Genomic DNA, 26,097 nt, shown 5'->3' with positions numbered 1-26,097 from the left:
TCTCCGTAGTGCTTTGACAGCGGTAGTGCTTTGACAGCGGTAGTGCTTTGAACCGGTAGCGCCTAGAAGAGGAAGTAGCGCTGGGCCATCGGCAACACATCCGAAGGTTCGCACGTGACGTCCTCGCCGTCGACTTTCACCTTGTACGTCTCGGGATCCACCTCGATGTCCGGGGTCGCATCGTTGTACTTGAGGTCGGCCTTGGTGAGCGAACGGATCCCCGAGACAGGCCGGATGACCTTCTCCAGTCCGAGCTCCTGCGGCACACCGGCGTCGATGGCGGCCTGGGACAAGAACGTGATGGAGGACTGCTGCAGCGCCTTGCCGAAGGTGGCGAACATGGGCCGCATCGTGCGCGGCTGCGGGGTGGGGATGGAGGCGTTGGCGTCGCCCATCAGCGCGTAGGCGATCTGCCCGCCCTTGAGCACGAGCTCCGGCTTCACTCCGAAGAACGCCGGATCCCAGAGCACCAGGTCCGCGAACTTGCCCTCCTCCACCGAGCCGATGGAGTCCGCCATGCCCTGGGCGATCGCCGCGTTAATGGTGTATTTCGCCACGTAGCGCTTGAGCCGGAAGTTGTCGCTTTCTGCGGATCCGTGCGTGCCGCCGGCGGGGTCCCTCAGCACTCCGCGCTGCTTCTTCATCTTGTCCGCCACCTGCCAGGTGCGGGTGATCACCTCACCCACACGGCCCATGGCCTGGGAGTCGGAGGAGGTTATGGCGAAGATCCCCATGTCCTGCAGGACGTCCTCGGCGGCGATGGTTTCGGCGCGGATGCGGGAATCCGCGAACGCCACGTCTTCCGGGATGTCCGGGTTGAGGTGGTGGCACACCATGAGCATGTCCAGGTGCTCTTCGATGGTGTTCCGGGTGTACGGCAGCGTGGGGTTGGTGGAGGCGGGCAGGACGTTGGGCAGGCCGGCGATCTTGATGATGTCGGGGGCGTGGCCGCCGCCGGCGCCCTCGGTGTGGAAAGTGTGGATGACGCGGCCGTCGATGGCCCGGATGGTGTCCTCCACGAAGCCGCACTCATTGAGGGTGTCGGTGTGGATCGCCACCTGGACGTCGTAGTCGTCCGCAACTTTCAGGGAGGTGTCGATCGAGGAGGTGGTGGAGCCCCAGTCCTCGTGGACCTTCAGGCCGATGGCCCCGGCACGGATCTGTTCGGCCAGCGGTTCGACCGCCGATGCGTGCCCCTTGCCCAAGAGGCCGATGTTGATGGGGAGGCCCTCGGCCGCCTGCAGCATCCTCTGAATGTGCCATTTGCCGGGCGTCACGGTGGTGGCCTTGGTGCCTTCCGCCGGGCCGGTGCCGCCACCCACCATGGTGGTCACGCCGCTGCACAGCGCCGTGGGGACCTGGTCCGCGGAGATGAAGTGGATATGCGTGTCTACTCCGCCGGCGGTGAGGATCTTGCGCTCCCCCGCGATGATCTCCGTACTGGCGCCGATCACGATGTCCACGCCGTCGGCGATCTGCGGGTTCCCGGCCTTGCCGATCCTGAAGATATGCCCGTCCTTGAGAGCGACGTCCGCCTTGTAGATGCCGGTGTAATCCAGCACCACCACGTTGGTGATCACGGTGTCCGGGACGTCCTCATCCCGCACCACCTGGCCGTTCTGGCCCATGCCGTCGCGGATCACCTTGCCGCCGCCGAACACCACTTCCTCGCCGTAGCTGGTGAGGTCCTTCTCGATCTCGAGGAAGAGCTCGGTGTCGGCCAGGCGGATGGCGTCGCCCGTCGTCGGGCCGTACAGGTCCGCATACTGCTTGCGGGACATCTCGAAACTCACTGTGCTCCCCCAGCCGTTGACTGTGCCGGCCCCAGGCTTCCGTTGACCGCGTTACTCAGCCCGAACACCTCGCGGCTGCCGGCAAGCTCGATCAGCCTGACTGTCTTGCTGTCGCCGGGCTCGAACCGTGCCGCGGTCCCGGCCGGGATGTCGAGCCGGCGCCCGTAGGCTGCCTGGCGGTCAAACTCCAGGGCGCTGTTGGCTTCGGCAAAGTGGTAGTGCGAGCCCACCTGCACAGGGCGGTCACCCGTATTAACAACCGCGACGTCGACCGCCTCGCGTCCCGCATTGACGGTGAGCGGTTCTCTCCGCAGGACATACTCTCCCGGAATCATGGGGCTCCCTATCGGATGGGATCGTGGACTGTGACGAGCTTGGTGCCGTCCGGAAACGTGGCTTCGATCTGGACGTCGTGGATCATCTCCGGCACGCCCTCCATGACGTCGTCGCGGCCCAGCAGCGTGGTGCCGTAACTCATGAGCTCGGCCACGGTGCGCCCGTCCCGCGCCCCTTCGATCAGTTCATAGCTGATGATGGCGACCGCCTCGGGGAAGTTCAGCTTGAGTCCGCGCGACTGGCGGCGACGCGCGAGGTCGGCGGCGACCACGATCATGAGCTTCTCCTGCTCGCGGGGCAACAGGTGCATTACGGAATCCCTTCTACGACGGGCACCACCGCGGCGCGCCCCGGCAAATGCTCCCCAGTAACTGTGCCTACACGACAGCGCCTGCACAACACTGCCTGAGCAACCGTGAACCTAAGCAACAATGAACCTAAGCAACAATGCACCCGTGCGGCGGTGCGTGACCAGCGTAAGCCGTGGACATTTCCGCGAGATTTCCGATTCCGGTTTCGCGGCGGGTCCAGTCACCGGGCCGCAGGCGCGGGCTGTCCGGCACCTCCCCTAGGGTGCCGAGGCGCGGATCCTCAGCTCGAACCCGGCTTCAATGTGGACACCCCTATCCGCTGTCTCCGTCCCTTCGATCCGGTCGATCAGCAGCCCGACCGAGCGCTCGGCGATCTCCTCCATGCCCGGTGACACCGTGGTGAGAGACGGCGACGCGAACCGGGCCTCATCAATGTCGTCGAAGCCGGCCACGGCGACGTCCTGCGGCACCTTCACACCGCGGACGAGGAGCTCATGCATGGCGCCCAGCGCCAACGCGTCGTTCAGGCCGAAGACGGCGTCGAACCCTATTTCGCTGTCCAGCAGCTCGCCCACCGCCGCCGCGCCGGCGTCGCGGCGCCACTCGGACTGCACTACCAGGGCGGGATCAAAGTCCACCCCGGCGGCGGCGAGCGCCGCCCGGTAGCCGGTCAGGCGCAGGCCGGGGCTTCCGGTGTGGTCCTCCACTGCCGCTCCGATCACTGCTATCCGACGGCGGCCTCCCGCCAGCAGGTGGGCGGTGATTGCCTGGGCAGCCCCCACGTTTTTCATCGTGACAAGGTCGAACCGGGCGTCGTCGATGTGCTCGCCGAGCATCACGAGTGGCTTGCTTCCGCGCCGGCCAGCCACCGTGTCCGGCTCCAGCGCCAGCGGAGTGAACAGCAGTCCGTCCGTCAGCTGCCGGAAGGGCCCCTGCAGGGCGCTGAGCTCATTGGCCTCGAGAGCGGCCGACTGCTCAATCAGCACGCGATAGCCCCGGGCGGAGGCCACGGTCATGAGACGCGAGGCGAGCTCCGCGTAGTACGGCGCTGAAAGGTCGGACAGAACCAGGCCAAGCATGCGCGATTTTCCTGACCGGAGGCTCCGGGCCGTCAGGTTGGCCTCATAGCCAAGCTCGGCGATGGCATCCAGCACCTTCTGCCTGGTTGCGGGCCTGATGAACTCATAGTCATTAAGGACGTTGGACACCGTCTTCAGGGAAACCCCCGCTGCACGTGCAACATCATTCATGGTCACAGCCATCCAAGGCTCCTTCTCACGGCGATACGTCTGGATACATCGTTGCAGAAAGTCCGGCGGACCGCCCCGCCCGCAGGTATTTCCCAAGGTGGGGGGCCCACCCTGTTTCAAGGTCTCCAAGCTCTGTGGCCGGGCAACGGCGCCTGGCCACAGGGTTTCGTGGTGGGACTCCTCGTCGCGGAGGAATGTTGAGGAAGAGGGGCAGACGTGTCGCAAAGTCTTGAGGGGCCCGTCGGGGGCCGGACTGCCCCGGACGGGCGGCTGTTTGCCTTGGTTGCCTCGCATCGCGGAACGGGGTTGGATTTCCTGGCACGGCTGGGCTCCGGCCCGCGGCGGATCACCCCTGCAGCTGTTGTGGAACCCGCCCACGTAGCGGGGGCTGTAGTGCTGTCCACCTGCAACCGCTTCGAGGTCTATTTCGAGATTTCGTCCGGCACGGAGCCGTCTGCTGCACGCCGGCGCGTGCAGTCAGCGATCAGCCGCTGCTCCGGCATCCCCGAAGAAGAGCTGGCGCAGTCCTTGGATTTCCTGGCCGGCGCGGCACTGACCGAGCATCTTTTTTCGGTAGGAGCGGGCCTGGACTCTGCGGTGGTGGGCGAACGCGAAATCGCGGGCCAACTGCGCCGGGCACTCACGTCCGCCCAGGAATCGGAATCTGCCAGCGGCGCCCTCATCCGTCTCTTCCAGGCCGCTTCCCGGGCCGCGCGCGACGTCGGGGCCCTGACAACGCTGGGAGACGCCGGGCGCTCGATGGTTTCCGTGGCCTTGGACCTGGCCACCGCAAGGCTGGCAAAAAGCTGCCCATCCGGCTTGTCGGTGGTTGTCATCGGCACGGGGGCCTACGCCGGGACCACCCTGGCGCTGCTGGCGGCCGGAAAATGCGCCAAAGTGTCTGTGTTCTCCTGGTCCGGACGCGCTGAGGCCTTTGCCGCGCCCCGCGGCGCTGCGGCACTGACACGGTCCCAACTGACAGCCGCGCTGCAGGGCGCGGACGTGGTTATCGGCTGCAGCGGGCGCGGAACCCGCCTGGGCACCGAGGATTTCAGGCTCTTCCGGCAGGGCACGAACGAGCGTCTCGTCGTCGTCGATCTTGCCCTTAACCGGGACTTTGAACCGGCCACCGGCGAGCTGCCCGGAATCGAGCTGATCACGCTCGATGAGGTGCGGCTTGCCGCACCGCGCGAACACTCGGACGGTGTCCGGCGGGCAGCGGAGCTGGTCCGGCAGGCTGCGCTGAGGTACGAGGAGGAGCGGCAGGCGCGGGTGATGGATCCGGCCATCGTGGCCCTGCGCGGACACATGCAGCAGGTGCTGGCCAGCGAAATGGCTCGGGTGAAGAACCAGCATGGCTGCACTGCCACCGCCGAGGCCGTGGAGTTCGCGCTGCGGCGGGTGGTCCGGCAGCTCCTGCACGTGCCCACGGCCAGGGCGCGTGAACTCGCCGCCGCGGGCCGGCAGGACGACTACACTGCCGCCCTCGAGGCCCTCTACGGACTGAAAGTGGAACCCGATGATGCGGACCGGCAGGAGCCGGTCCGCATCATGCCGGCGGCGGGTTAGTTCAGGACTCCACAGCCAAGCGGATCATTGACCAGGACACCGCCGGCACGACAGCGGTGAGGCGGCCGTCGTCGAGCTTTGCACTGACGTTCTCCCCCGGCAGCACGGACGTGGAGTCGTCCGCAGTGGCGTGCCAGTACGGGTCCTTATTGTCGTAGGTGACCGCCTCGATGAGGCGCACGTTGCCCAGCCCGGCCACCGAGGCGTCGAGGGTCAGGTCCTCGGCCGACGAACGGTTGACGGCGAAAACCACCGCTTCGCCGGCCTTGGCGTCAAAGGTCGCCACAGCGGAGAGCGCGGCGAAGTCCGCCGTCTTGCCGCCGCTCAACAGTGGGGATTCGACGGCGAGCTGCAGTACCGTGCCTGCGGCATGCCGCGAGGTCAGGGCGAACGGGTGGAATATGGTCTGCTTCCAGGCGCGGCCGCCGGGCTCGGTCATGATCGGGGCGATGTCCTCACTTCTGATGCATTCGTTTTACAACGTTATAGAAACCAGTTTTGGGGTTGCTTGACCGCGCGTCAAGAGCCCGGACGGAAATGGCAAACTAATCCACTCTGGCAGCCGCTCCCTGCCGGGATTAGCTTTTAATCAGCTTTCGAACAGGTCCGGCAGCGAGAGGAAGTTCGATGAACCTCGGGCTAGCGACACCCCACAGCGCGTCCCGCGCGGCGGGCATCCTCGGCGTGGCGGCCGTCGTCGCAACCGTTGCGTGCGGCTGCACCGGGCCCGGGCCAAATCCGGCGCCGCCGTCGTCCACGCAGTCTTCAGGCGCCCCCTCAGGCAGCGCATCTGAGAGCGCTTCGGGGAGCGCTTCGGGAGGCGCTGTTGCAGGCGGGCCGTCGGCCAGTTCAACGCCGGTCAGTTCGACCCCGGGCAGTTCGACGACGGGCAGTTCAACGCCGGGTAAGGGTGGCACCGGCCAGGCAACCGCACAAGGGGCGGCCGACATTCCCACGATCGTCAGCAACATCCAGCCTTCCGTGGTGACAGTCTTCACCGACGGCGGACTGGGAAGCGGCGTGGTGTATTCGCAGGAGGGTCTGATACTCACCAACGAGCACGTGGTGAGAGGCAACAGCACAGTGGAAGTGGGCTTCGCCGATGGCCAGCGCGTGGCCGGAAACGTACGGGCAACTGACGCGATCTCGGATCTAGCACTGGTGGAGGCAAAGCGGACAGGCCTCCCCGCCGCCAAGTTCCAGTCAGAACTGCCCCGGATCGGCGAGCTGGCAGTGGTTATTGGCTCGCCGCTGGGATTCGAAAACACGGCGACGGCGGGGATCATCTCGGGCCTCCACCGGGAGATTCCGGGATCGGCGTCAAGCAGCCAGTCCCTCGTGGACCTGATCCAGACCGATGCCGCGATTAGCCCCGGCAACTCCGGCGGCGCCGTGGTGAACAGCAGGAGCGAGGTGGTCGGCATCAGCGAGGCGTACATTCCGCCGTCGTCCGGGGCGGTGGCGCTTGGCTTCGCAATCCCGGCCGCCACCGTGGTGAAGGTGGCAGACCAACTCCGGGAGGACGGCACCGCCGATCACTCCTTCATTGGCCTGGGGCTGGGGGACATCACCCAGCAGATCGCCGACCGGCTGGGCCTGCCGGACACCCGGGGCGCGCTGGCGCTCTCGGTCCAGGAGGGTGGGCCGGCAGCCAAGGCTGGCATCCGCCCGGGTGACGTGCTCGTCAGGCTCGACGGCGACCAGCTCGCGTCTCCCGAGGACCTGCTCGCCGCACTGAGGAGCAAGAGTCCAGGGCAGACCGTGACGGTTGAATTCCGCCGGGGGTCGGACAGGCAGGAGGTCAAAGTTCAGCTTGTTGCGCGCCCGGCCCCGTAAGGCCGGGCACGCAATCAGGCTGCAGGAGGGGCTAGAGTCCGCCGGCGAGTTTGTAGTAGGCGGCGTTCCAGGCGAGTTCCTTCTTGAACTGTTTGATGGTGGTGCCGTCGTCGATGGTCAGCAGCTCGGTTTGGGCTATTTCGGCGAAGTCCTCGAAGACGTCCATGCCGACGGCGGTGGAGAGGACCGTGTGGTGCGCCGCGCCGGCGGTCAGCCACGCGGCGGCGGAGGTGGCGAAGTCCGGCTTCGGTGACCAGAGGGCGCGGGCGACGGGCAGGTTGGGCAGCGGCTCGTCGAGGTCCACGACGTCGACGGCGTTCGCCACGAGGCGGAAACGGTCGCGCATGTCGGAGAGGGCCACGACGACGCCGGGGCCGGCGTCGGTGTCGAAGACCATGCGGACGGGGTCTTCCTTGCCGCCGATGCCGAGCGGGTGGATCTCCACGCGCGGCTTCGTGGCGGTCAGGGAGGGGCAGACCTCGAGCATGTGCGCGCCGAGAATCTTCTCCTGGCCAGGGGTGAGGTGGTAGGTGTAGTCCTCCATGAGCGAGGCGCCGCCGGGCAGTCCCGCTCCCATGACCTTGGCGGCGCGGACCAGGATGGCGGTCTTCCAGTCGCCCTCGGCGCCGAAGCCGTAGCCGTCGGCCATGAGCCGCTGCACGGCCATGCCGGGCAGCTGGCGCAGTTCGCCGAGGTCCTCGAAGGAGGTGGTGAAAGCGGCGGAGCCGTTGGCCTCCAGGAAGGACCGCAGTCCCAGTTCAATGCGGGCGCTGTAGCGCAGGGACTCGTGGCGGGCGCCGCCGGCCTTTAGTTCCGGAACCACGTCATAACGGCGCTCGTACTCGGCGACCAGGGCGTCGACGTCGGCCTCTGCGGCGCCGTGTACGGCGTCGGCGAGCTCGTTGACGGACCACGTGTTGACCGAAACGCCGAAGCGCAGCTCGGCTTCGGTCTTGTCACCTTCGGTGACGGCGACGTTGCGCATGTTGTCACCGAAGCGGGTCAGCTTCAGGGTCCGGACGGCGGCCCAGCCGGCCGAAGCGCGCTGCCAGACCCCGACCTGGCGGGCGACCTCCGGGTTGGACACGTGCCCGACGACGGTTTTGCGCGGGATGCCGAGGCGGGACTGGATGTAGCCGAACTCGCGGTCGCCGTGCGCGGCCTGGTTCAGGTTCATGAAGTCGAAGTCAATGTCCGCCCACGGCAGTTCCACGTTGGCCTGGGTGTGCAGGTGCAGGAGGGGTTTGCGGAGCAGGTCCAGGCCCTGGATCCACATCTTGGCCGGGGAGAAGGTGTGCATCCACGCGGTCACGCCGATCACCGAATCATCAGAGTTCGCTTCGAGCGCTGTGCGGCGGATGGCATCCGAATCCGTCAGCACAGGCTTCCAGACCAGCTTGACCGGGACCTCGGAGGACTCGTTCAGCGCGGCGGCGATCTCCTGGGACTGGGCGGCGACCTGCTTCAGCACGTCTTCGCCGTAGAGGTGCTGGCTGCCGGTGAGGAACCAGACCTCGTAGGACTCGAGGGAGGTGGTGTTGGCGTCGGACATGTGTTTCTCCTGAAAAGTTGAGGGGCCTGGCGGCCAGGTTAAGGGGCCTAGCGGCCGTAGACGTTCTGGTAGCGGGCGTAGAGGGATTCGATCTGGCCCGGGTCGATGGGAAGCGGCTCGCCCAGCTGCCGTGAGATGTGGACCGTGCGGGCCACTTCCTCGCACATGACGGCGGCCTTGACCGCGGACCGGGCGTCCTTGCCGATGGTGAACGGGCCGTGGTTCTGCATCAGGACCGCGGGCGAATGGGAGGCCTGCAGGGTTTCGACGATGCCGCGGCCGATCGAATCGTCGCCGATCAGCGCGAAGGGGCCCACCGGGATGGTGCCGCCGAATTCATCACCCATCATGGTCAGCACGCACGGGATGGATTCTCCCCGCGCCGCCCAGGCCGTGGCGTAGGTGGAGTGGGTGTGCACCACTCCCCCGACCTCCGGCATGTGCCGGTAGACGTAGGCGTGCGCAGCCGTGTCCGAGGACGGCGTGAGGGCAGGGTTCTCCCATTGCGCCGGTTCGCCGTTGGCGTCGGCAGACAGGCTGGTGACAGGAGTGCCGTACAGGTCCGTGACCACCATGAGCTCCGGGGTCAGGTCATCATAGGAGACCCCGGAGGGCTTGATGACCATGAGGTCATAGCCCGGGACGCGGCCGGAGACGTTGCCGGCGGTCCAGACCACCAGTTCGTAGCGGGTGAGTTCGGCGTGGAGTGCGCAGACCTCGGCCCGGACGCGGGCCAGGGTATCCAGCAGGGCGCTCACGCGGGGACTCCTTCGGTGAGGAGGGCCCGTGCCTGCATGGACTTGGCGTCGTTGCGCTGGCTGGCGGCCTTCCGCTGGAGGGCCTTGAGCCGGTGCATGACCTCGTTGGTTCCCCGGCCGAAGTAGTCGTGCAGAGTGCGGTATTCCCGGAAGAGTTCCTCGTAGGCCGCGACGTTCTCCGGAATGGGAGTGTAAACGCCTCCGGGTGCCGAGCCCATGGCCGCCGCGGCTGCCCGGATGTCCGCGTACTTGCCCGCGGCGACGGCCGCGTGGATGGCAGAGCCGAGGGCCGGGCCCTGGGCGGAGCCGATGGTGGAGAGCTGCAGCCCGGTGATGTCGGCGTAGATCTGCATCAAGAGTTTGTTCTTTAGCAGCCCGCCGGCCACGATGAATTCCTTCACCGGCACGCCCGAGTCGCGGAAGGCATCAACAATGGTGCGGGTGCCGAAGGCCGTGGCCTCCAGCAGCGCCCGGTAGAGGTCCTCCGGGCGGGTCGCCAGCGTCTGGCCCACCACCACACCGGACAGTTCGTGGTCCACGAGCACGGACCGGTTCCCCGAATGCCAGTCCAGGGCGATCAGGCCATGCTCGCCGATCGCCTGCTTGGAGGCCAGTTCGGTCAGGTATTCGTGGATGCCCAGATCCGCCGCCGCAGCAGCCTGGTGGTATTCCGGCGGGACGCCGTACTTGGTGAACCAGCCGAAGATGTCGCCCACACCGGACTGGCCGGCCTCGTAACCCCAGAGTCCTTCCACGATGCCGCCGTCCACCACCCCGCACATGCCGGGCACTTCGCGCAGCACGTCCCCGTTCATGACGTGGCACGTGGACGTGCCCATGATGGCCACGAGCTGGCCCGGCTCCACCGCTTTGGCGGCCGGTGCAGTGACGTGGGCATCCACATTGCCGACGGCCACCGCGATGCCCTCAGGCAGTCCGGTCCAGGCAGCGGCCTCGGCGGTGAGGAAGCCGGCGGCGTCGCCGAGGCGGCCGATGGTGTGCTCCAGCTTGGCGGACACGAAGTCCCTGAACTGCGGATTCAGGGCGGCCAGGAACTTCTCGGACGGGTAATTGCCGTCCTGGTAGATGCCCTTGTAGCCGGCCGTGCAGGCGTTGCGGACATAGTTGCCGCACAGCTGCCAGACGATCCAGTCCGCCGCCTCCACCCAGTGGTCCATCTCCGCGTACGCTTCCGGATCCTCTTCCAGCAGCTGCAGGCCCTTGGCGAACTCCCACTCGGACGAGATCAGCCCGCCGTAGCGCGGAAGCCATGTCTCGCCCAACTCCGCCGCCAGCGCATTGATGCGGTCCGCCTGGCCCTGTGCCGCATGGTGACGCCAGAGCTTGACGTAGGCGTGCGGCCGGTTCGCGAAGCCCGGCAGCTCGTTCAGCGGCGTGCCGTCAGCCTTGACCGGCACCATCGTGCACGCTGTAAAGTCCGTCGCGATCCCGACCACCGCGGACGGGTCAATCCCCGCATCCTCGATCGCCGCCGGCACAGCGTGCCGGAGCACATCCCGGTAATCGTTCGGCACCTGAAGCGCCCACTCCCCGGGAAGCCGGGCTACGCCGTCGTCCGCCACGTCCGCCGGAAGCGCCTCCGTGACCACCGCGTGCGGGTAGTCGAACACGCCGCTGCCCAGCTCCTTGCCGTCGCGAACCCGCACCACCACGGCACGGCCCGACAAGGTGCCGTAATCCACCCCGATCACATAGTTTTCGCTGCCGGCAGTGAAACCGGTGTCATCAACAGATTGCATGCTAAAACCTCCATCCGGGAGGTACTGGCCCCTGTGCCCGGTGTCGAAAACGTAAATGATTCTCTTAGATTGTGAACGCTAACATATCGCGCGTCAAGCATTGGCCGTGACCAATTTCCAGGTCCTGTGTTGCAAAAACAGCACAGGGGACCCCGCCGGCATGGCGGAGCCCCCTGTCCTGCTAAACGTCAGACGCTGCGATGCGGCGCGCTGAGACGCGGGGCCTTAACCCAGCTGGCTGTGCAGCCGGTCCAACTCCGATTTGGTTACGGGCAGGACGGTGCCGTGGCGCGGAGCCCGCGGCAGCTCGTAGTTGGTCGAGAGCTTCCAGTTGGGGTTCTCCAGGCTGGTGCTCTCCAGCGGGATGTAGCCGCGGCCGCCAAACTCATCCACGAACAGGTAGTACTTCTCCTCAGTGTTCGATTTGAAGACGGTCGGCCCTTCAACGCCGCCGGTCCCGGCGTTCTTGCCGATGCAGTTGGCCATCAGGGACCAGTTGCGCGGGTTCGTTTCGGGCAGATCGACGGCCAGCAGATCCGTGGACTTCTCCTGCATGATGTCGAGGCACCCGGAGACACGGGCCTCGTCCTTGGTGAAGCGGTAGTAGGTGTCGCCCTCCTTGATAACAGTGGAGTCGATGACGGAGTCACCCGGGTCGTTCCAGACTTTGGCCTCGCTGAAGGTCCGGAAGTCCCGCGTGGTGGAGTACATCATCTTGTTGTGGGTGCCGCCCGCGTGGCCCGGGTCGTTGTCGGCATAGATTTTGGAGGCCCAGTAGACGACGTAGGCTCCGATTTTCTCGTCGTAATGGGCTTCAGGCGCCCAGGTGTTTCCCGCGGTGTCCGGGGAGACTTTGACGTGCCGCTGCCCGGACCAGTTCACAAGGTCCGTTGACTCCCAGACTTCCAGGTACTGGCTGCCCTGGCGCTGGGAGGCGTCCCACGAGGTTCCACTGCCGATGGAGAGGTCCGTGGCGATCATGTAGAACTTGTCGCCTTCCGGCGAGCGGATGACGAACGGGTCGCGCAGGCCCTTTGTGCCAAGACTGGACTTCACCACCGGCTTTCCGCCATTGAGTTCGTCCCACTTCAGTGCGTCATTTCCCCGGCTGGCAGCCATGGAGATGTTCTCCCCGGCGATGTCGTTGCCGGTGAAGTACGCGAAGGCGTAGCCCTCTTTGGCCTCTGTCTTGGGCAGCGGAAGGACCGTGACACGGAACTTCTTCTTGGACTTCGCCTTGCCGAGAGTGACGGTTGCCTGCAGATCAACGCTTGCCGCCCGGCTGCCGTAGGCGGGCCGGTTGACTTCGCCGGTGGCAGTGATGACGGCGTCGTGGTTCGACTTCCACTCCACCTTGGTTCCGAGCAACCCCGCCGCGGGTAGGGTGATGTTCCCGCGGATCGCGTCGGCATCCCACACGTTCAGTCCTGCGGCGGCCTCGCTGACTTTCTGGTCGTCGCTGATGTCTTCGGGCACCGTGACGGAGAACGACTTCGACGCCGATGCCGCGCCGGAGGTGGCCGTGGCGGTCAGGGTCACAGTGGCGTTGCCGGTTCCGTTGGCCGGGCGGGCCACAATTCCCTGGGGTGACACGGAGGCCGGATCGGAGGAGGTCCAGGTGTAAGCCGAGCCGTTGGGTCCGGCAGTGGGCAGCTTCAGGTCGGCCGTCACAGCACTGGTGTCTCCGAGCGACAGATTTTGCAGATCGAGGGCCACCCGCTGTTCCGGGGACACGTAGCCGAGCTCGCGTACTTCGGCTGCCGAGAGGGCACGGTTGTAGATGCGGAAGTCGCGGACCTGCCCCTTCAGGTACTTGTCTCCGGTGTAGACGGACCTGCCAAGGTAATTCGCCGTCGTCGTTCCTCCCCCGATGCTTCCCGGGGTGATGGTGACGCCGGTCTTGCGCGCAACTTCCGTACCATCTTCGTAGAGAACGGCCGTTCCGCCGCTGAGGGTATAGGTAATGGTTTTCCACGCGCCGCGTGCCAGATCCCGGTTGGCGCTGGTGGTCTGCTCCGTTGACCAGTTGCCGCTGGCGATGGAGGTCCGGTAGGAGTTGCCGGTGGTGAAGAGGTAGCCGTTGCCTGCGCCGTTGGTGGTGTTGCCCAGCCCCCAAATGAAGTAGGGGGCAGCCTGGTCGGGCGCGATCCTCACGTCGGTGGAGACGGTGATGGAGTCGAGCCCGCGCATAACGTCGTTCGGCAGGCGGACATGGGCGTCCGTGCCGCCGAGCTGCAGCCCTTCGCTGCCCAGGCTGGTGGCATCGCCGCTGATCACGCCGTTGCGGCCATGTCCGGAGGTGTCTTCGGCGACGGAGCTGGCCGGTTCGGTCAGGTTGTATTTGAGGACGAGGCCGTCGTCAATGGCGGCTTGGGCGGGAGCGCCTGCGGCGAGGCCGCCAAGCACAAGGGCGGCCGCCGTGAGGACGGCCGGCCCTGTGCGGGCTCTGGGAATCATTAGGGGCATGAAGGATGCTTTCGTTAGGGCGGCCGCGAGGCCGCGGTTGACGGGATGGGAACTAATGCGGGCCAGGGCGGACCGGTTCAGGAGGTCAGCCTGATGATGAGCGCTTGCGCGCCGCTGACGAGAAGGTCCCGCAGGGCCGCCTCACCGACGCTTCGCTGGGCAAAGTCGATCCGTCCCGAACACGTCCTCAGCTGTGCTGGCATAGGCCTGGGCCAGCAAGGACATGTGGTGGCCGGTGAAATGGCCCCTGAGATTTCCGTTTGCTTCTCCGTCGAGGCCGTCCCCGCCGGCAGGCAAGGGGGTTACGCCGGCAATGGGCTGGAGGCCGGCGTTGGCCCGGAATACGTTGATGTAGCGCCGCTCGTCGTAGCCCCGGGCGAACTTGAGGATCAGCTCGCGCTTCCGGGCAAACACTCCGGGGCCGAGGGTGACATCGGACAGATTGAAGGGACGCACGGTAATGGCCGAGGCAAGGCCGTTGGCGGTCGCCATGGGCCCTTGCGCAGCGGCCGTCGTGGTTGCCGCTGCAAGCGATGGAAGCCACGGAAGCGCCGCCGCAGCCGCTCCGAGCCTGAGGACATTACGCCTGGATACGTGATTCGTCATTGGATCTCCGATACGTTGCCGCGCGGAGGAAATTGCCAGGTGGCCCGGGTGTCGTTTTTTTGAACGCTGCGGAGGGGCCGGGCCGGGCTGGCCCGGCCCCTCCTGGTTCAAGACCGGGTTACCCCTCTTATTTGCGTGAGCTGCCGTCAGCCAGGCGGATGAACGTGACGGAATTGGGCTCGAAGGTGTAGGTGAACTTCGGACCTGCACCGCTGAAAGTGCTGGCAGCAGGGGCTAGGGTCTGCCCGTCGGCAGTCTCGGTGAGTGTCGTCACCGCAGCAGTGGCTGCGATGTTGGCGGCGCCGGTCACGTTGATGTCTACCGGCGCTTTGTCGGTTGAAGTGTTGACGACCTTGACGATGGTGTCGCCCGACTTTTCATCCTTCGTGACCACCGAGTAGACGGGATCGGCGGTGGTGTCGTCCACCGTTCCCCACAGAACGTTGTCCAGGTAGAGTTTCGCGGTGCGCCCGGTGACTTCGATGCGGATGTCGTACTCGTGGCCGGTCTGGATCACGGTGTTCTTTTCAATGACAGTGGTCTTGGCACCGTTGACGGCCTTCTCGACGACGGACTTCGAGTTGTTCCAGCCGCCGAGGTTCCACCAGAAGTAGTTTCCGGTGTCCTTGACGCCGAAGGAGACGAGGAACCCCTCGGAACCGGCCAGCTTTGTGGCCTTCGTGCTGAGCGTGTAGTTGCTCCACTCCGGGCTGCCGGCCGTGACCATGGTGTTCTGTGCCGTGGTGCTTGACTGGACGTAGGCGCCGTCCTGGATCGACCAGGAGCCGGTGCCGTTGCCCGTCCAGGCGGCGGCCGTGCCCGAGAAGTCGTCGCTGAACAGCGCGGCCCCGTCGCTGCCGGTCACCTTCACATTGTCGTATTTGGCGGAGGTGGCCCAGGTGGACAGCCCGATCTTCCCTGCAATCGGCACCACGGTTGAGGCCGGGTTCTTCTGCGCGCTGGGCACCACCTGGGTGCCGACGTTTGTCATGAACAGCTTCTGGACCTCGTAGTTGGGGGTGGTCCGCACAGAGGTTCCGTTGAAGAACAACATGTCCGGGCTCCATTGGGTGTTGGCCTCATTCGCGATCAGAGGCGCGTACGAGGCCATCTTCACAACGTCTGCGTTGCGTTCCAGGCCGGTCATGTAGGACGCTTCGGCGAGTGCGTTGGCCGGCTTATTGCCCAACGATGCGTATTCGCCGAGCCAGACCTTGTAGCTGTTGCGGTCATAGGAGTCGTAGCGGTGATTGTTGTTCAGGAACCAGGACGGATCGTTGTAGTAGTGCTCGTCGACCATGTCGACTTTTCGATCGGTGTTGAACTTGGACAGGTCGTCGAAGATTGCGCCTTGGTCGTCCGGGCCGGTGTTGCTGATGATCTTGATGCTCGGATACTTCGCGCGGATAGCGTCTTGGAACTGGACGAAGTATTCCTTGAATTCAGGCTTGTACTCTTCGTTGCCAACCTCAAGGCGGTCCAGGTTGTAGGGCGCCGGATGGCCGTAGGCAATGCGTTTGGCGCCCCACGTGGTACTGGCGTCACCGTTGGCGAATTCGATCAGGTCCAGGGTGTCCTGGATGTACCGGTCAAGGGTTGCCTGGTCCGGAGCACTGTTGTTATCGCCGCAGCCCGTGACGCCGACCGGCACGACCGGCACCGGGGCCGCACCCATATCCTCGGCCCACTGGAAGTACTCCATGTAGCCGAGTCCGTACGTCTGGTTATAGCCCCAGAAGTTACGGTTCGCGGGCCGCTGTTCCACCGGACCGATGGTGTCTTTCCACTGGTAGGTGCGGGCCCGGGTGTAATTGGGCGCCGAATACGTGTCGTAACTCCCCGTGTTGACGATGCAGCCGCCGGGGAAGCGCAGGAATCCCGGCTTCAGGTCCGCAATCTTTTCGGCGAGGTCCCTGCGAAGGCCGTTTTCCCTGCCGTTCCAGGTGTCCTTCGGGAAGAGCGAGACCATGTCGAGCCTGACGGTGCCGGTCCCTTGCACCACTGTCGCCAGCCGGCCGGCCCCGGTGGACGATTTGGGCGACAGCGTCACATCGTATTTGGCCCACTTGTCACCTTTGACTTTGATCGACGCGAGATCGAGCCGGGCACCTTCGGGGGTCTCCAACGTTACAGCCAGGTTTGTTCCGGCCGGGTTGGACGTGCGCGCCCAGACTGAGTAGGTGTACTTCTTGTGCGCCTCGAGCTTCTGCCCCGCGTTCCAGCCGCTGTTGCGGACCCCGACTCCGGCGCCGGCGCCTGCGCCGGCAGAGGTAGCTTCGATTTTCAGGTAGTTCCTGTTGTTTTGGTTCAGCCGGTTGTCGTCATTGACGACGGCGGCAGTTCCGTCGCTGCCACGCTTCAGGACCTCCCAGGCGGTCATCGGCGTAAACGTGCGGTTGTCCCCCGAATTGAATTCAAACGACCGGTTCTGCACGAGCTCGGCATAGATGCCGCCGTCGGCGCCCTGGTTGATGTCCTCGAAGAATGCCCCGTACATGGCCGGATCGATCTTGGGCCCGGCCTCAGCGGCGTTGACGTTGATTGTTCGGTTTGCGGACTCTGCGTTGGCGCCCAATGCCGGGGCCAGTGACAGCATCGCTGCTGCCAGTGATCCGGCTAGCGCCAGGGTGCAGGCCCGCTTTGCGGGGCTTGATGAACTTGATGGCATGGGAAGAGATGGCCTTTCTCCATTGAACGGTCCGCCGGCTAGCCGGCGCAGCTCAGGCGGGGCGGCCGCCGACGGTTGCAGGGTGCAATACCGCCCTCGGGCGTGGCCGCCGGTGAATGGGTGACAGAAGCTGTTAACGCTAACAAAATGCGCGTCGGGAAAAGTATTGGACATCTTCGCGGGGTTGTAAAGAGGCTTGACAAGTATTGCTGTCGGATGAACTGCCCCCCGGACCCCTCCCGGGATTCACCCTCGTCCCCCACCGGACGCGCGGCCGGCCGAGGAGGCAGCCAAGTCACCGAATTGTGACCCGGACTACTTGACGGCATTCTTTGTTAGCGTTCACAATGAGTCGCAGAGCTCATCGGCTCACTTGCAGCAATGGCGGTGTTCGAGATTCTCCCGCCTGCATGTAACTAACGCTTCCGGGAGGATGTTGTGTTTAAGAAGTCCCTTATTGCGGTTGCCGCCGCATCGATGCTTACCCTGACCGCCTGCGGCGGAACCGGCAGTGCTGCCGGCAACGCGGGCAGTGACAAGGTCACCATGGGTTTTGCCCAGGTCGGTGCCGAAAGCGGCTGGCGTACGGCCAACACCAAGTCTGTTCAGGAGTCCGCCAAGACGGCCGGGATCGACCTGAAGTTCTCCGACGCGCAGCAGAAGCAGGAGAACCAGATCAAGGCGATCCGCTCCTACATTCAGCAGAAGGTCAGCGTCATCGCCTTCTCCCCCGTAGTGGAGTCGGGGTGGGATACCGTGCTGAAGGAAGCCAAGACCGCGAAAATCCCCGTAATTCTCACCGACCGCGCGGTGGATTCGTCCGATAAGTCCCTGTACAAGACGTTCATCGGTTCTGATTTCGTCGAAGAGGGCAAGAAGGCCGGAGACTGGCTCGTCAACGATTCCAAGTCCGCCTCCGGCGCCGTGAACATCGTCGAAATCCAGGGCACGACCGGATCCGCGCCGGCCAATGACCGGAAGAAGGGTTTCGCCGATGCCATCCAGGCTGACCCGAAGCTCAAGATCATTGCCTCCCAGAGCGGGGACTTCACCCGCAGCGGCGGCAAGCAGGTCATGGAGGCCTTCCTGAAGAACAACCCGAAGATCGATGTTGTCTTCGCCCATAACGACGATGAGGGCCTAGGCGCCATCGAAGCCATCGAAGCAGCCGGCAAGGTCCCGGGCAAGGACATCAAGATCATCACCATTGACGCGGTGAAGGACGGCATGACGGCCCTGAGCAACGGCAAGATCAACTACATCGTCGAATGCAGCCCGATGCTCGGTGACCAGCTCATGGATCTGGCGAAGAAGGTTGTCGCCGGTGAGAGCGTTCCGGAGCGTGTCGTGACCAAGGAAACGACCTTCACCCAGGAGCAGGCGAAGCAGGTTCTCGCCAGCCGCCCTTACTAAGTCCGGGCACCCCTGAACGACCGTGCGGCGGCGGATCACCGCCGCCGCACGGCAGCCCGCCGCTCGGCAGAACTAGCACAGAAAAGATGCGAGGATGAACGAAATCGTTCCGGTCGTCGAGATGACCGACATAGCTATTGGATTTCCAGGAGTTAAGGCGCTCGACGGAGTCGACTTCCGCCTGTTCCAGGGTGAAGTGCACGCCCTCATGGGAGAGAACGGTGCAGGCAAGTCCACCCTGATCAAGGCCTTGACCGGCGTGTACACCATTGATTCCGGCACGATAACGGTGCTTGGCGCGCCCCAGCAGTTCTCGACTCCCGCCGAATCCCAGGCGGCCGGCATCAGCACCGTCTACCAGGAAGTCAATCTGTGCACCAACCTGACGGTTGAAGAAAACGTGCTGCTCGGACGGGAGCCGCGCCGCCGCGGCACCATCGACTGGAAGGGCGTCCGTTCCCGGACCAGGGAGGTCCTCGCAGAGCTGCATCTGGGCCATGTTGACCCCGGATCCCTGTTGTCCTCCCACTCGATAGCGGTCCAGCAGCTCATCGCCATTGCCAGGTCCGTGGAGATCAACGCCAAGGTCCTCATCCTGGATGAACCAACATCGAGCCTCGATGCCGATGAGGTCAACCAGCTTTTCCGTGTCATCCGGGACCTCCGTGACCGCGGAGTGGCCATCCTGTTCGTCTCCCACTTCCTCGAGCAGGTCTACGAGATCTCCGACCGCATGACCGTGCTCCGCAACGGCAAACTCGTGGGCGAGTACATGACCCGCGACCTCTCCCGGATGGAACTCATCTCCAGGATGATCGGCAAGGACATGGAAGCCCTCGCCGAACTGGACCACGCCCCGGCCCGGACGCGGGCCGGTTCAGCTGCCGGGCTGCCACCCTTCCTTGAGACCAGCGGTCTGGGCCGGAAAGGATCGGTCTCCAACGTCGACCTATCCATCTACCCCGGTGAAGTCGTCGGGCTCGCGGGTCTGCTCGGAGCGGGCAGGACGGAGATTGCCCGGCTCATCTTCGGCGCCGACAGGGCCGATGAAGGCTCTCTCAAGATCAAGGGAGACAGCCAGAAACTGCGCTCCCCCCGCACCGCCATCGACAAGCGCATCGGGTTCTGCTCCGAGGACCGCAAAGAGGAAGGCCTCATCGGAGACCTGTCCGTGCGCGACAACCTGGTGCTCGCCATGCAGGCCAGCAAAGGCTGGGCCCGCCGCATCCCCCGCCGTGTCCAGGATGAACTGGTAGCCGAATACATCGCAACCCTGGACATCCGCCCCGCGAACCCCGATGCGCTGATCCGCAACCTCAGCGGCGGAAACCAGCAAAAAGTTCTCCTCGCACGCTGGCTGGTCACCTCCCCCGAACTGCTGATCCTCGATGAACCGACCAGGGGAATCGACATCGGCGCGAAAACCCAGATCCAGAAACTGGTCAACAAGCTCGCGGACGAGGGGATGTCCATCCTCTTCATCTCCTCGGAACTGGAAGAAGTACTTCGCCTCAGTGACCGCATCGCGGTCATCAAGGACAGGGCGATGGTCGCCGAAATCAAGAATGACGACGTCTCCGTGGAAGACGTCATGACGGTCATCGCCGGAGGTGCCCAATGAAATCCCTTATGAAAAACCGCATTGCCTGGCCGGTCATCGCCCTCACCCTGCTACTGCTGCTGAACCAGATCTTCCGGCCGGACTTCCTGAGCCTGAGAATGCAGGACGGCCACCTCTACGGCAGCATCATCGACATCATGCGCAACGGCGCTCCCACTATCCTTATCGCCCTTGGCATGACCCTGGTCATCGCCACCCGGGGCATCGACCTCTCGGTCGGCGCCGTCGTGGCGATCGCCGGCGCAGCATCCTGTGCCTACATCGTAGCCTCCCCGGAACCGGCCTCTCCCGTCACGGCCGCCACGGCCGTTCTCATCGCAGTAATCGCCGGGCTCCTACTGGGGGTCTGGAACGGCTTCTTGGTCTCCACCATCGGTGTGCAGCCCATCATCGCAACCCTGGTCCTCATGACCGCCGGACGCGGCATCGCCCAGCTCATCACCGGCGGCCAGATCATCTCCGTCTCCAACGACTCCTACAAGTCCATCGGCGCCGGATACCTCCTCACCCTTCCGATCTCCATCCTGATCACCGCCGCCGTCTTTGTGCTCGCCGCCGTCCTCACCCGGCGCACGGCCCTGGGAACCCTCATCGAAGCCGTCGGCATCAATCCCGTCGCCAGCCGGCTCGCCGGTATCCGCGCACGGAACATCATCTGGATCGTCTATGTCTTCAGCGCCGCCTGCGCCGCAATCGCCGGCCTGATGATCAGCTCCAACGTCACCGCCGCCGACGCGAACAACGCCGGACTCTACATCGAAATGGACGCCATCCTCGCCGTGGTCATCGGCGGCACCTCACTCGCCGGCGGCCGGTACACGCTGGTGGGAACCGTCGTCGGAGCCTTCATCATCCAGACCCTCACCACCACCGTTTACACCCTCGGTATCCCGCCGGAAGTGACGCTGGTCTTCAAAGCCCTCGTCGTCATCACCGTATGCCTGCTGCAGGCACCAAAGGCACGGAACCTGCTCAGGAACCTCAAAGCCGGCCCCAAGCCCGGCTCAAAGAAACCCGACTCGAAGGAACTCGGCTCTAAGGAAAAGGTCGCCGTCTGATGTCACCCCTGTCCACGCTGACGCCACCGACAGTCAAGAAGCCCTCCCCCGCCCGCAGCCGCATTCGCGGAGGAGCCCGCTATGCGCCCACCCTTGCAACACTCGGGCTCTTCATCGCCATGTTCGCCGTGGGCGCCGGGATGTACCCGAGCTTCCTCTCCGGCCAGGTGTTCCTAAACCTCTTCATCGACAACACCTTCCTGATCGTGCTCGCCGTCGGCATGACGTTCGTGATCCTGACCGGCGGCATCGACCTCTCCGTCGGAGCCGTCGTCGCACTGTCGATGATGGTCAGCGCCACCCTCCTCCAGCACGGCTGGAATCCGGCCGCCGTCATCATCCTGGTGCTTCTTATCGGCGGCGGGCTGGGCCTGCTGATGGGGCTGATCATCCAATACTTCGACATCCAGCCCTTCATCGTCACCTTGGCCGGCATGTTTCTCGCCCGTGGCCTCTGCTACGTCATCAGCCTCGACTCGATCCCGGTCACGGATGAATTCTTCACGAACATGGCCCAGGCCCAGATCCCGCTTCCGGGGGACCTCTTCGTCTCCCCCGGCGTTCTCCTCGCCCTCGCGATTGTGGCCATAGCCTTCTTCGTCCTGCACCACACCCGCTTCGGGCGGACCGTGTATGCGATCGGGGGCAACGAACACTCCGCGATGCTCATGGGACTGGCGGTCACAAGGACCAAAATCCTGGTCTACGCACTCAGCGGCCTCTGCTCCGCCATCGCCGGAATCCTGTTCTCCTTCTACAGCCTCTCCGGCTACAGCCTCGCAGCCCAGGGCATGGAACTCGACGCCATCGCCGCAGTTGTCATCGGCGGCACCCTGCTGACCGGCGGAACCGGCTACGTCCTGGGATCTGTGGTGGGCGTGCTCGTACTCGGAATTGTCCAGACCTTCATCGCCTACGACGGAACCCTCAGTTCCTGGTGGACCAAGATCGTCATCGGAGGCCTGCTCCTCGTCTTCATCCTGCTCCAGCGGCTATTCGCCAGAAGAGCCTAACTGCGGCAGTCCCACGCCATTTCCAGCCCTCCGTGGCTGTCCGGATTTGTTCACACACCAATTCATCAGCTCCATAACCATTTCACCCCTTCGCTGCTGCGCCGCGCGGGCTGCCGATTAGTGCTGCCGCCCGCACGCTGCGAAGGGGACCCAGGAAGGATGCCTTCAGCATGAATGTTCCCATCAACACGCAGTTTTCACGCCGCTCGTTCCTCGGCACCGGGACTGCCACAGCTGCCGCTGTGCTGCTCGCCGGCGCCGGCGCCGGCGCTCTGGTGACTGCACCAGCCGCGGCTGCCGCCCCCGCCGGTTCAGCACCGGTCATCAACCCCATCGTTCCGCAACGGGCGGACCCGTGGCTCATGAAGCACACGGATGGCAAGTACTACTTCACCGGCTCTGTGCCCGAATACGACCGGATCGTCCTCCGCTCTTCATCCTCCATCTCAGGACTGGGCGGCTCCCCGGAAGCTGTGGTCTGGACACGGCCTGTCACCGGGACAATGGGAGGCTACATCTGGGCACCGGAGCTGCATCACTTTGACGGGAAATGGCACATTTACTTCGCCGCCGGCGACAGCGACGACGTTTTCCGGGTGCGGATCTACGTGATATCTACCGCCGCCGCGGACCCGACCACTGCGGTGTGGGAGCCGCCAGTCCGGGTGTACACGCACGCCGACTCTTTCTCACTGGACGCCACCACGTTCGAGCACGCCGGCACGCGGTACCTGATCTGGGCCCAAAGCGACACCGGCGTGAATTCGAGCCTCTTCATCGCTTCCATGTCATCACCGTCCACTCTCTCCAGCGCTCCGATCCGCATCGCAGTGCCAACCCTGGCCTGGGAAACCCGGGGATACAAGGTGAACGAAGGGCCCGCCGTGATCAAACGGAACGGCCGCATCTTCGTCACCTTCTCCGCCAGTGCGACGGACGCCAACTACTGCATAGGCCTGCTGACGGCGAATGAAGACGCCGATCTGCTTAACGCGGCCTCCTGGACCAAGGCCCCGACGCCGGTTCTGGCTACGTCCGACGGGTCAAAGCAGTACGGGCCCGGTCATAACTCCTTCACGGTGGATGAAGCAGGCAATGACGTTCTCGTTTACCACGCCAGGTCCTACCGCGACCCGATCGGCAACCCGCTCTTTGACCCCAACAGGCATGCACGTGTTCAGCGACTGTACTGGAACGCAGATGGAACGCCCGATTTCGGCGTCCCCGTCGGGGACGGCGAACTGCCCGTCAGAATGGAACCCGCATCGGCCCCGGGCGCCTACCTGGTCCATGACGGAACAACCGTCACCGCCTCGTCGGCACCGACGCTGGGAGCGTCCCAGTTCCGGATTGCTCCCGGCTACGCCAAGAAAAACTCCGTCGTCATCGAACCCGTCCTGGCCAAGGGGCGTTATCTTCGGATCCAGGGCTCAACGGTGGCGATCGCTTCCACCGCGGGGTCGTCGTCGGCGTTCATCCGGCGGGGTGGCCTTTCAGATCCGGCAGGAGCCTCATTCGAGTCGGTCGACCTGCCCGGTTCGTATCTGTTGCTCCGGCAAGGCGTCCTGACCGTAGCCAAAGTCGGCAAGAACGACAGGGCCGCCGCAACTTTCCTTCTGGACTCCTGACCGCACGGTAAGGGTACGAATCACTGGTGATGTGGTGGTTCCACCGCAGGGCCCGGCACGCTCCCCGCTGCCGGGCCCTGCGTTTGCCACCCAGCGTCAACGCAACGGGGGGACGGGCCTGCGTCAACGCAAATCGAGCGACGGGCCTGACGCTGGGGAAGCAAAGGCGGGAATTGATCAGCTGGATCGGCGGCGCCTATCCAGCCGGACGCTCACGGTCCGGACGGTGACGCAGTGGTGGAGCGAACCACAAGCCTTGGGTTCACGACTGACGACGCACCGGAATGGCCGTTGGCCATATCGAAGAGAAGCATCTGCATGCAGCGGGCTCCGAGTTCCTTGAACCCCTGATTGACAGTGGTCAGGGGCGGGACCAAATAGGCGGCCTCAGGCTGGTCGTCGTAACCCACAACACTGATGTCCAGCGGTACGCGAAGGCCGGCCTCGCTAAAGGCACGCAGGGCGCCAAGCGCCATCTGGTCATTGGCCGCGAAAACGGCGGTGACGTTGCCGGCGGCCGCAAGTTCAAGCCCGGCCCGGTAACCGCTTTCGGCGCTCCAGTCGCCTCGGATCAGCACGGAGTCGGGCAGCCCTGCCTGGGCCAGAGTACGCCGCCAGCCGTCAATGCGGGCGGCTGCGTCGATCCAGTCCGGCGGCCCGCAAACATGCGCGATGGCTGTGTGGCCAAGGTCCACCAGGTGCTGCACGGCGAGGCTGGCACCCATCCGCTGGTTCACCGCGGCGACACTTAGCCGCTCGTCAACGCCGAAGCCCACGGCCACCAGCGGGACAGAGATGTTGATGGTGCTCAGCGATTCAAACATGGTTTCGTGGGGCACAATAACGACGATGCCGTCCACTGACTGCATCATGAAGTATTCGAGGGCGTCCTGGATCGCGGCCGGAGTGACTTCATCGAGGCTGGCCATGCTGACGAAATAGCCCTTGTCCCGCGCTGCCTGCTGCACCCCGAGGAGCGTATTGGCCGGACCGTAATGGGACATGTCACTTCCCAGAACGCCGATGGTCTGGGACCGTCTCGTGACCAGGCTGCGCGCTGCCGTGTTGCGGCGATAGCCCAACTCCGCGATGGCCTTTTCGACCCGCTCCCTGGTCACCGTGCTGACGTTCGGATGGGCGTTGAGGACGCGCGAGACAGTCTGGTGCGAAACGCCGGCCAGTTTGGCCACGTCCTCCATCACGGGGGGACGCCTGATCTCTGAACCCAGTGACATTCCCACCCCCGACGTTAGCGCTAACAATCAGCTTACCAGCCCGGGTGCATTTGGGACGCCGGAAATTTCTGCCGGGGCGGATCAGACGGGGGCGATCAGCCGGGCGGATTGGGCTGGAGTGCGGCGATCAGGCGGGGGCAGAGGTACTGCGCCGCACCACCAACTCGGGCTCCACCACCGTGGCGCTTACGCCGTCGCCGTCCCCGATAGCGGTCAGCATCAGATCCATGCAGCGCCGGCCGAGCTCCTCGAAGTCCTGGCGGACCGTGGTGAGCGGCGGCGTGAAGTAGCCCGCCTCGGGCTGGTCATCGAAGCCGACCACGGAGACGTCCTCGGGCACGCGGACTCCGGCCTCATTGAAGGCGCGCAGCAGGCCAAGCGCCATCTGGTCGTTCCCCACGAAAATCGCGGTGGCGGTGCGTTCCGCGGCGAGCTTCCTGCCGATCTCGTAGCCGCTGCCGGCGCTCCAGTCACCAGTCATCAGGAGATCGTCCTCAAGGCCCGCGGTACGCAGGGCGGCGCTCCAGGCCTCGGCCCTCGCTACACCGTCGATCCAGTCCTGCGGTCCGGCGACGTGCCCGATCCGCCGGTGGCCCAGGTCAATTAGATGCCCGACGGCGAGTTCGGCCCCCCGCGTCTGGTCCACCATGGCGCCGCTCACGGCGTCGTTTCCCAGCGAACCGACCGCCACTACCGGTACACCGAGCTTCAGTTCCGCGAGGGCGAGCAGGGTTTCGGAGTGGGGCACGCTCACCACGATGCCGTCGACGGACTGGTCCATGAAGTGCCTGACGGCGTCGAAAATGGATTCACGGCTGACGGACTTCAGCGCCGCGATACTGACGAAGTAGCCGGCGTTCCGGGCCGCCTGTTCAACCCCCAGCAGCGTATTGGCAGGACCGTACTGGGAGAGCTCGCTGGCCAGGACGCCGATGGTCTGGGAGCGTCGGGTGACCAGACTCCGCGCCGCCGTGTTGCGCCGGTAACCCAGTTCGGCAACGGCCGCTTCGACCCGCTCGCGCGTGGCCTTGCTGACGTTGGGGTGGTTGTTGATCACGCGGGACACTGTCTGGTGCGAGACCCCGGCGAGTTCCGCCACATCCTCAAGCCGCGGCAGCCGCGCGTTGCTTTTCGTCATGGGCTTATTCTGCGCGACTCGGCGGCACAAGCACGAATAGGCACCCGCCGAAGGCAGAAAGAAGGCACAAAGAGGGCAAACAAAAA

19 protein-coding genes and 1 pseudogene are annotated in these 26,097 nt (G+C 64.9%); 7 read left to right on the top strand and 13 right to left on the bottom strand.

Annotated elements, in window-relative coordinates; translation table 11 throughout:
* Positions 1 to 62: 62 nt before the first annotated feature.
* The 4 genes from ureC to LQ144_RS13705 all read right to left on the bottom strand — a co-directional run bounded on the left by ureC (position 63) and on the right by LQ144_RS13705 (position 3,702).
* A complete protein-coding gene (gene ureC / locus LQ144_RS13720) occupies positions 63 to 1,793 on the bottom strand; it encodes an urease subunit alpha (RefSeq protein WP_230119261.1) in 1,731 nt (576 codons plus the stop codon).
* Entirely contained in the window at positions 1,790 to 2,128 is a 339-nt protein-coding gene (locus tag LQ144_RS13715; protein ID WP_230119260.1) for an urease subunit beta, read from the bottom strand. Before LQ144_RS13715 ends, ureC begins: the two co-directional genes overlap by 4 nt.
* An 8-nt stretch (positions 2,129 to 2,136) precedes the next feature.
* Positions 2,137 to 2,439 carry an urease subunit gamma gene (locus LQ144_RS13710; RefSeq protein ID WP_230119259.1) on the bottom strand — a complete coding sequence of 101 codons (303 nt, stop codon included), beginning with the start codon at positions 2,437 to 2,439 and terminating at the stop codon, positions 2,137 to 2,139.
* Positions 2,440 to 2,697: 258 nt separating this feature from the next.
* The gene (locus LQ144_RS13705) at positions 2,698 to 3,702 is read right to left on the bottom strand and encodes a LacI family DNA-binding transcriptional regulator (protein WP_230119258.1); all 1,005 of its coding nucleotides are present in this window, start codon (positions 3,700 to 3,702) and stop codon (positions 2,698 to 2,700) included.
* Positions 3,703 to 3,906: 204 nt separating this feature from the next.
* Between LQ144_RS13705 and LQ144_RS13700 the strand changes: the two genes are divergently transcribed.
* Positions 3,907 to 5,259: a glutamyl-tRNA reductase gene (locus LQ144_RS13700; protein ID WP_230119257.1), complete on the top strand. Its 1,353-nt coding sequence runs from the start codon at positions 3,907 to 3,909 to the stop codon at positions 5,257 to 5,259.
* A 1-nt stretch (position 5,260) separates the two neighbouring features.
* Here the strand turns inward: LQ144_RS13700 and LQ144_RS13695 are convergent.
* A pseudogene (locus LQ144_RS13695) lies at positions 5,261 to 5,785 on the bottom strand (alpha-L-arabinofuranosidase C-terminal domain-containing protein); the annotation flags it as partial.
* A 101-nt stretch (positions 5,786 to 5,886) separates the two neighbouring features.
* Here LQ144_RS13695 and LQ144_RS13690 point away from each other — a divergent pair.
* Positions 5,887 to 7,095, top strand: a complete 1,209-nt coding sequence (locus LQ144_RS13690; RefSeq protein ID WP_230119256.1) for a trypsin-like peptidase domain-containing protein — start codon at positions 5,887 to 5,889, stop codon at positions 7,093 to 7,095.
* Positions 7,096 to 7,126: 31 nt separating this feature from the next.
* Here the strand turns inward: LQ144_RS13690 and araA are convergent, their stop codons facing one another.
* The 6 genes from araA to LQ144_RS13660 form a co-directional block, all read right to left on the bottom strand.
* Complete coding sequence (gene araA / locus LQ144_RS13685; protein ID WP_230119255.1) at positions 7,127 to 8,647, bottom strand: L-arabinose isomerase; 1,521 nt, start codon at positions 8,645 to 8,647, stop codon at positions 7,127 to 7,129.
* Between the two features lie 47 nt (positions 8,648 to 8,694).
* Complete coding sequence (locus LQ144_RS13680; protein ID WP_230119254.1) at positions 8,695 to 9,405, bottom strand: L-ribulose-5-phosphate 4-epimerase; 711 nt, start codon at positions 9,403 to 9,405, stop codon at positions 8,695 to 8,697.
* The gene (gene araB / locus LQ144_RS13675) at positions 9,402 to 11,165 is read right to left on the bottom strand and encodes a ribulokinase (protein ID WP_230119253.1); all 1,764 of its coding nucleotides are present in this window, start codon (positions 11,163 to 11,165) and stop codon (positions 9,402 to 9,404) included. Before araB ends, LQ144_RS13680 begins: the two co-directional genes overlap by 4 nt.
* Before the next feature lie 225 nt (positions 11,166 to 11,390).
* The gene (locus tag LQ144_RS13670) at positions 11,391 to 13,631 is read right to left on the bottom strand and encodes an immunoglobulin-like domain-containing protein (RefSeq protein ID WP_230119252.1); all 2,241 of its coding nucleotides are present in this window, start codon (positions 13,629 to 13,631) and stop codon (positions 11,391 to 11,393) included.
* A gap of 141 nt (positions 13,632 to 13,772) precedes the next feature.
* Entirely contained in the window at positions 13,773 to 14,237 is a 465-nt protein-coding gene (locus tag LQ144_RS13665) for a glycoside hydrolase family 127 protein (protein WP_230119251.1), read from the bottom strand.
* A gap of 127 nt (positions 14,238 to 14,364) precedes the next feature.
* Positions 14,365 to 16,905, bottom strand: coding sequence for an alpha-L-arabinofuranosidase C-terminal domain-containing protein (locus tag LQ144_RS13660; protein ID WP_230119250.1), 2,541 nt, complete (start codon positions 16,903 to 16,905; stop codon positions 14,365 to 14,367).
* A 438-nt stretch (positions 16,906 to 17,343) separates the two neighbouring features.
* Here LQ144_RS13660 and LQ144_RS13655 point away from each other — a divergent pair, with 438 nt between their 5' ends.
* From LQ144_RS13655 to LQ144_RS13635, 5 genes are all read left to right on the top strand, one after another.
* Positions 17,344 to 18,318 (top strand): ABC transporter substrate-binding protein, encoded by a 975-nt coding sequence (locus LQ144_RS13655; protein WP_230119249.1) that lies wholly within the window; start codon positions 17,344 to 17,346, stop codon positions 18,316 to 18,318.
* Between the two features lie 94 nt (positions 18,319 to 18,412).
* On the top strand, positions 18,413 to 19,939 hold the full coding sequence (locus LQ144_RS13650; protein ID WP_230119248.1) for a sugar ABC transporter ATP-binding protein: 1,527 nt from the start codon (positions 18,413 to 18,415) through the stop codon (positions 19,937 to 19,939).
* Between the two features lie 8 nt (positions 19,940 to 19,947).
* Positions 19,948 to 20,997, top strand: a complete 1,050-nt coding sequence (locus LQ144_RS13645) for an ABC transporter permease (protein WP_230119247.1) — start codon at positions 19,948 to 19,950, stop codon at positions 20,995 to 20,997.
* The gene (gene yjfF / locus LQ144_RS13640; protein WP_230119246.1) at positions 20,997 to 22,010 is read left to right on the top strand and encodes a galactofuranose ABC transporter, permease protein YjfF; all 1,014 of its coding nucleotides are present in this window, start codon (positions 20,997 to 20,999) and stop codon (positions 22,008 to 22,010) included. The genes LQ144_RS13645 and yjfF overlap by 1 nt, the downstream gene beginning before the upstream one ends.
* A gap of 170 nt (positions 22,011 to 22,180) precedes the next feature.
* A complete protein-coding gene (locus LQ144_RS13635) occupies positions 22,181 to 23,638 on the top strand; it encodes a family 43 glycosylhydrolase (RefSeq protein WP_230119245.1) in 1,458 nt (485 codons plus the stop codon).
* A gap of 212 nt (positions 23,639 to 23,850) precedes the next feature.
* Here the strand turns inward: LQ144_RS13635 and LQ144_RS13630 are convergent, their stop codons facing one another.
* Both LQ144_RS13630 and LQ144_RS13625 read right to left on the bottom strand, forming a co-directional pair.
* Positions 23,851 to 24,873, bottom strand: coding sequence for a LacI family DNA-binding transcriptional regulator (locus tag LQ144_RS13630; protein WP_230119244.1), 1,023 nt, complete (start codon positions 24,871 to 24,873; stop codon positions 23,851 to 23,853).
* Positions 24,874 to 25,000: 127 nt separating this feature from the next.
* Positions 25,001 to 26,011, bottom strand: a complete 1,011-nt coding sequence (locus LQ144_RS13625) for a LacI family DNA-binding transcriptional regulator (protein ID WP_230119243.1) — start codon at positions 26,009 to 26,011, stop codon at positions 25,001 to 25,003.
* Positions 26,012 to 26,097 lie beyond the last annotated feature (86 nt).

The sequence above is a fragment of the Arthrobacter sp. Bi83 genome (assembly GCF_918698095.1).
In the GTDB taxonomy this organism is placed as follows: domain Bacteria; phylum Actinomycetota; class Actinomycetes; order Actinomycetales; family Micrococcaceae; genus Arthrobacter.
Note: the sequence above shows the minus strand (reverse complement) of the source record. Positions and strands in the feature narration are given on the sequence as shown.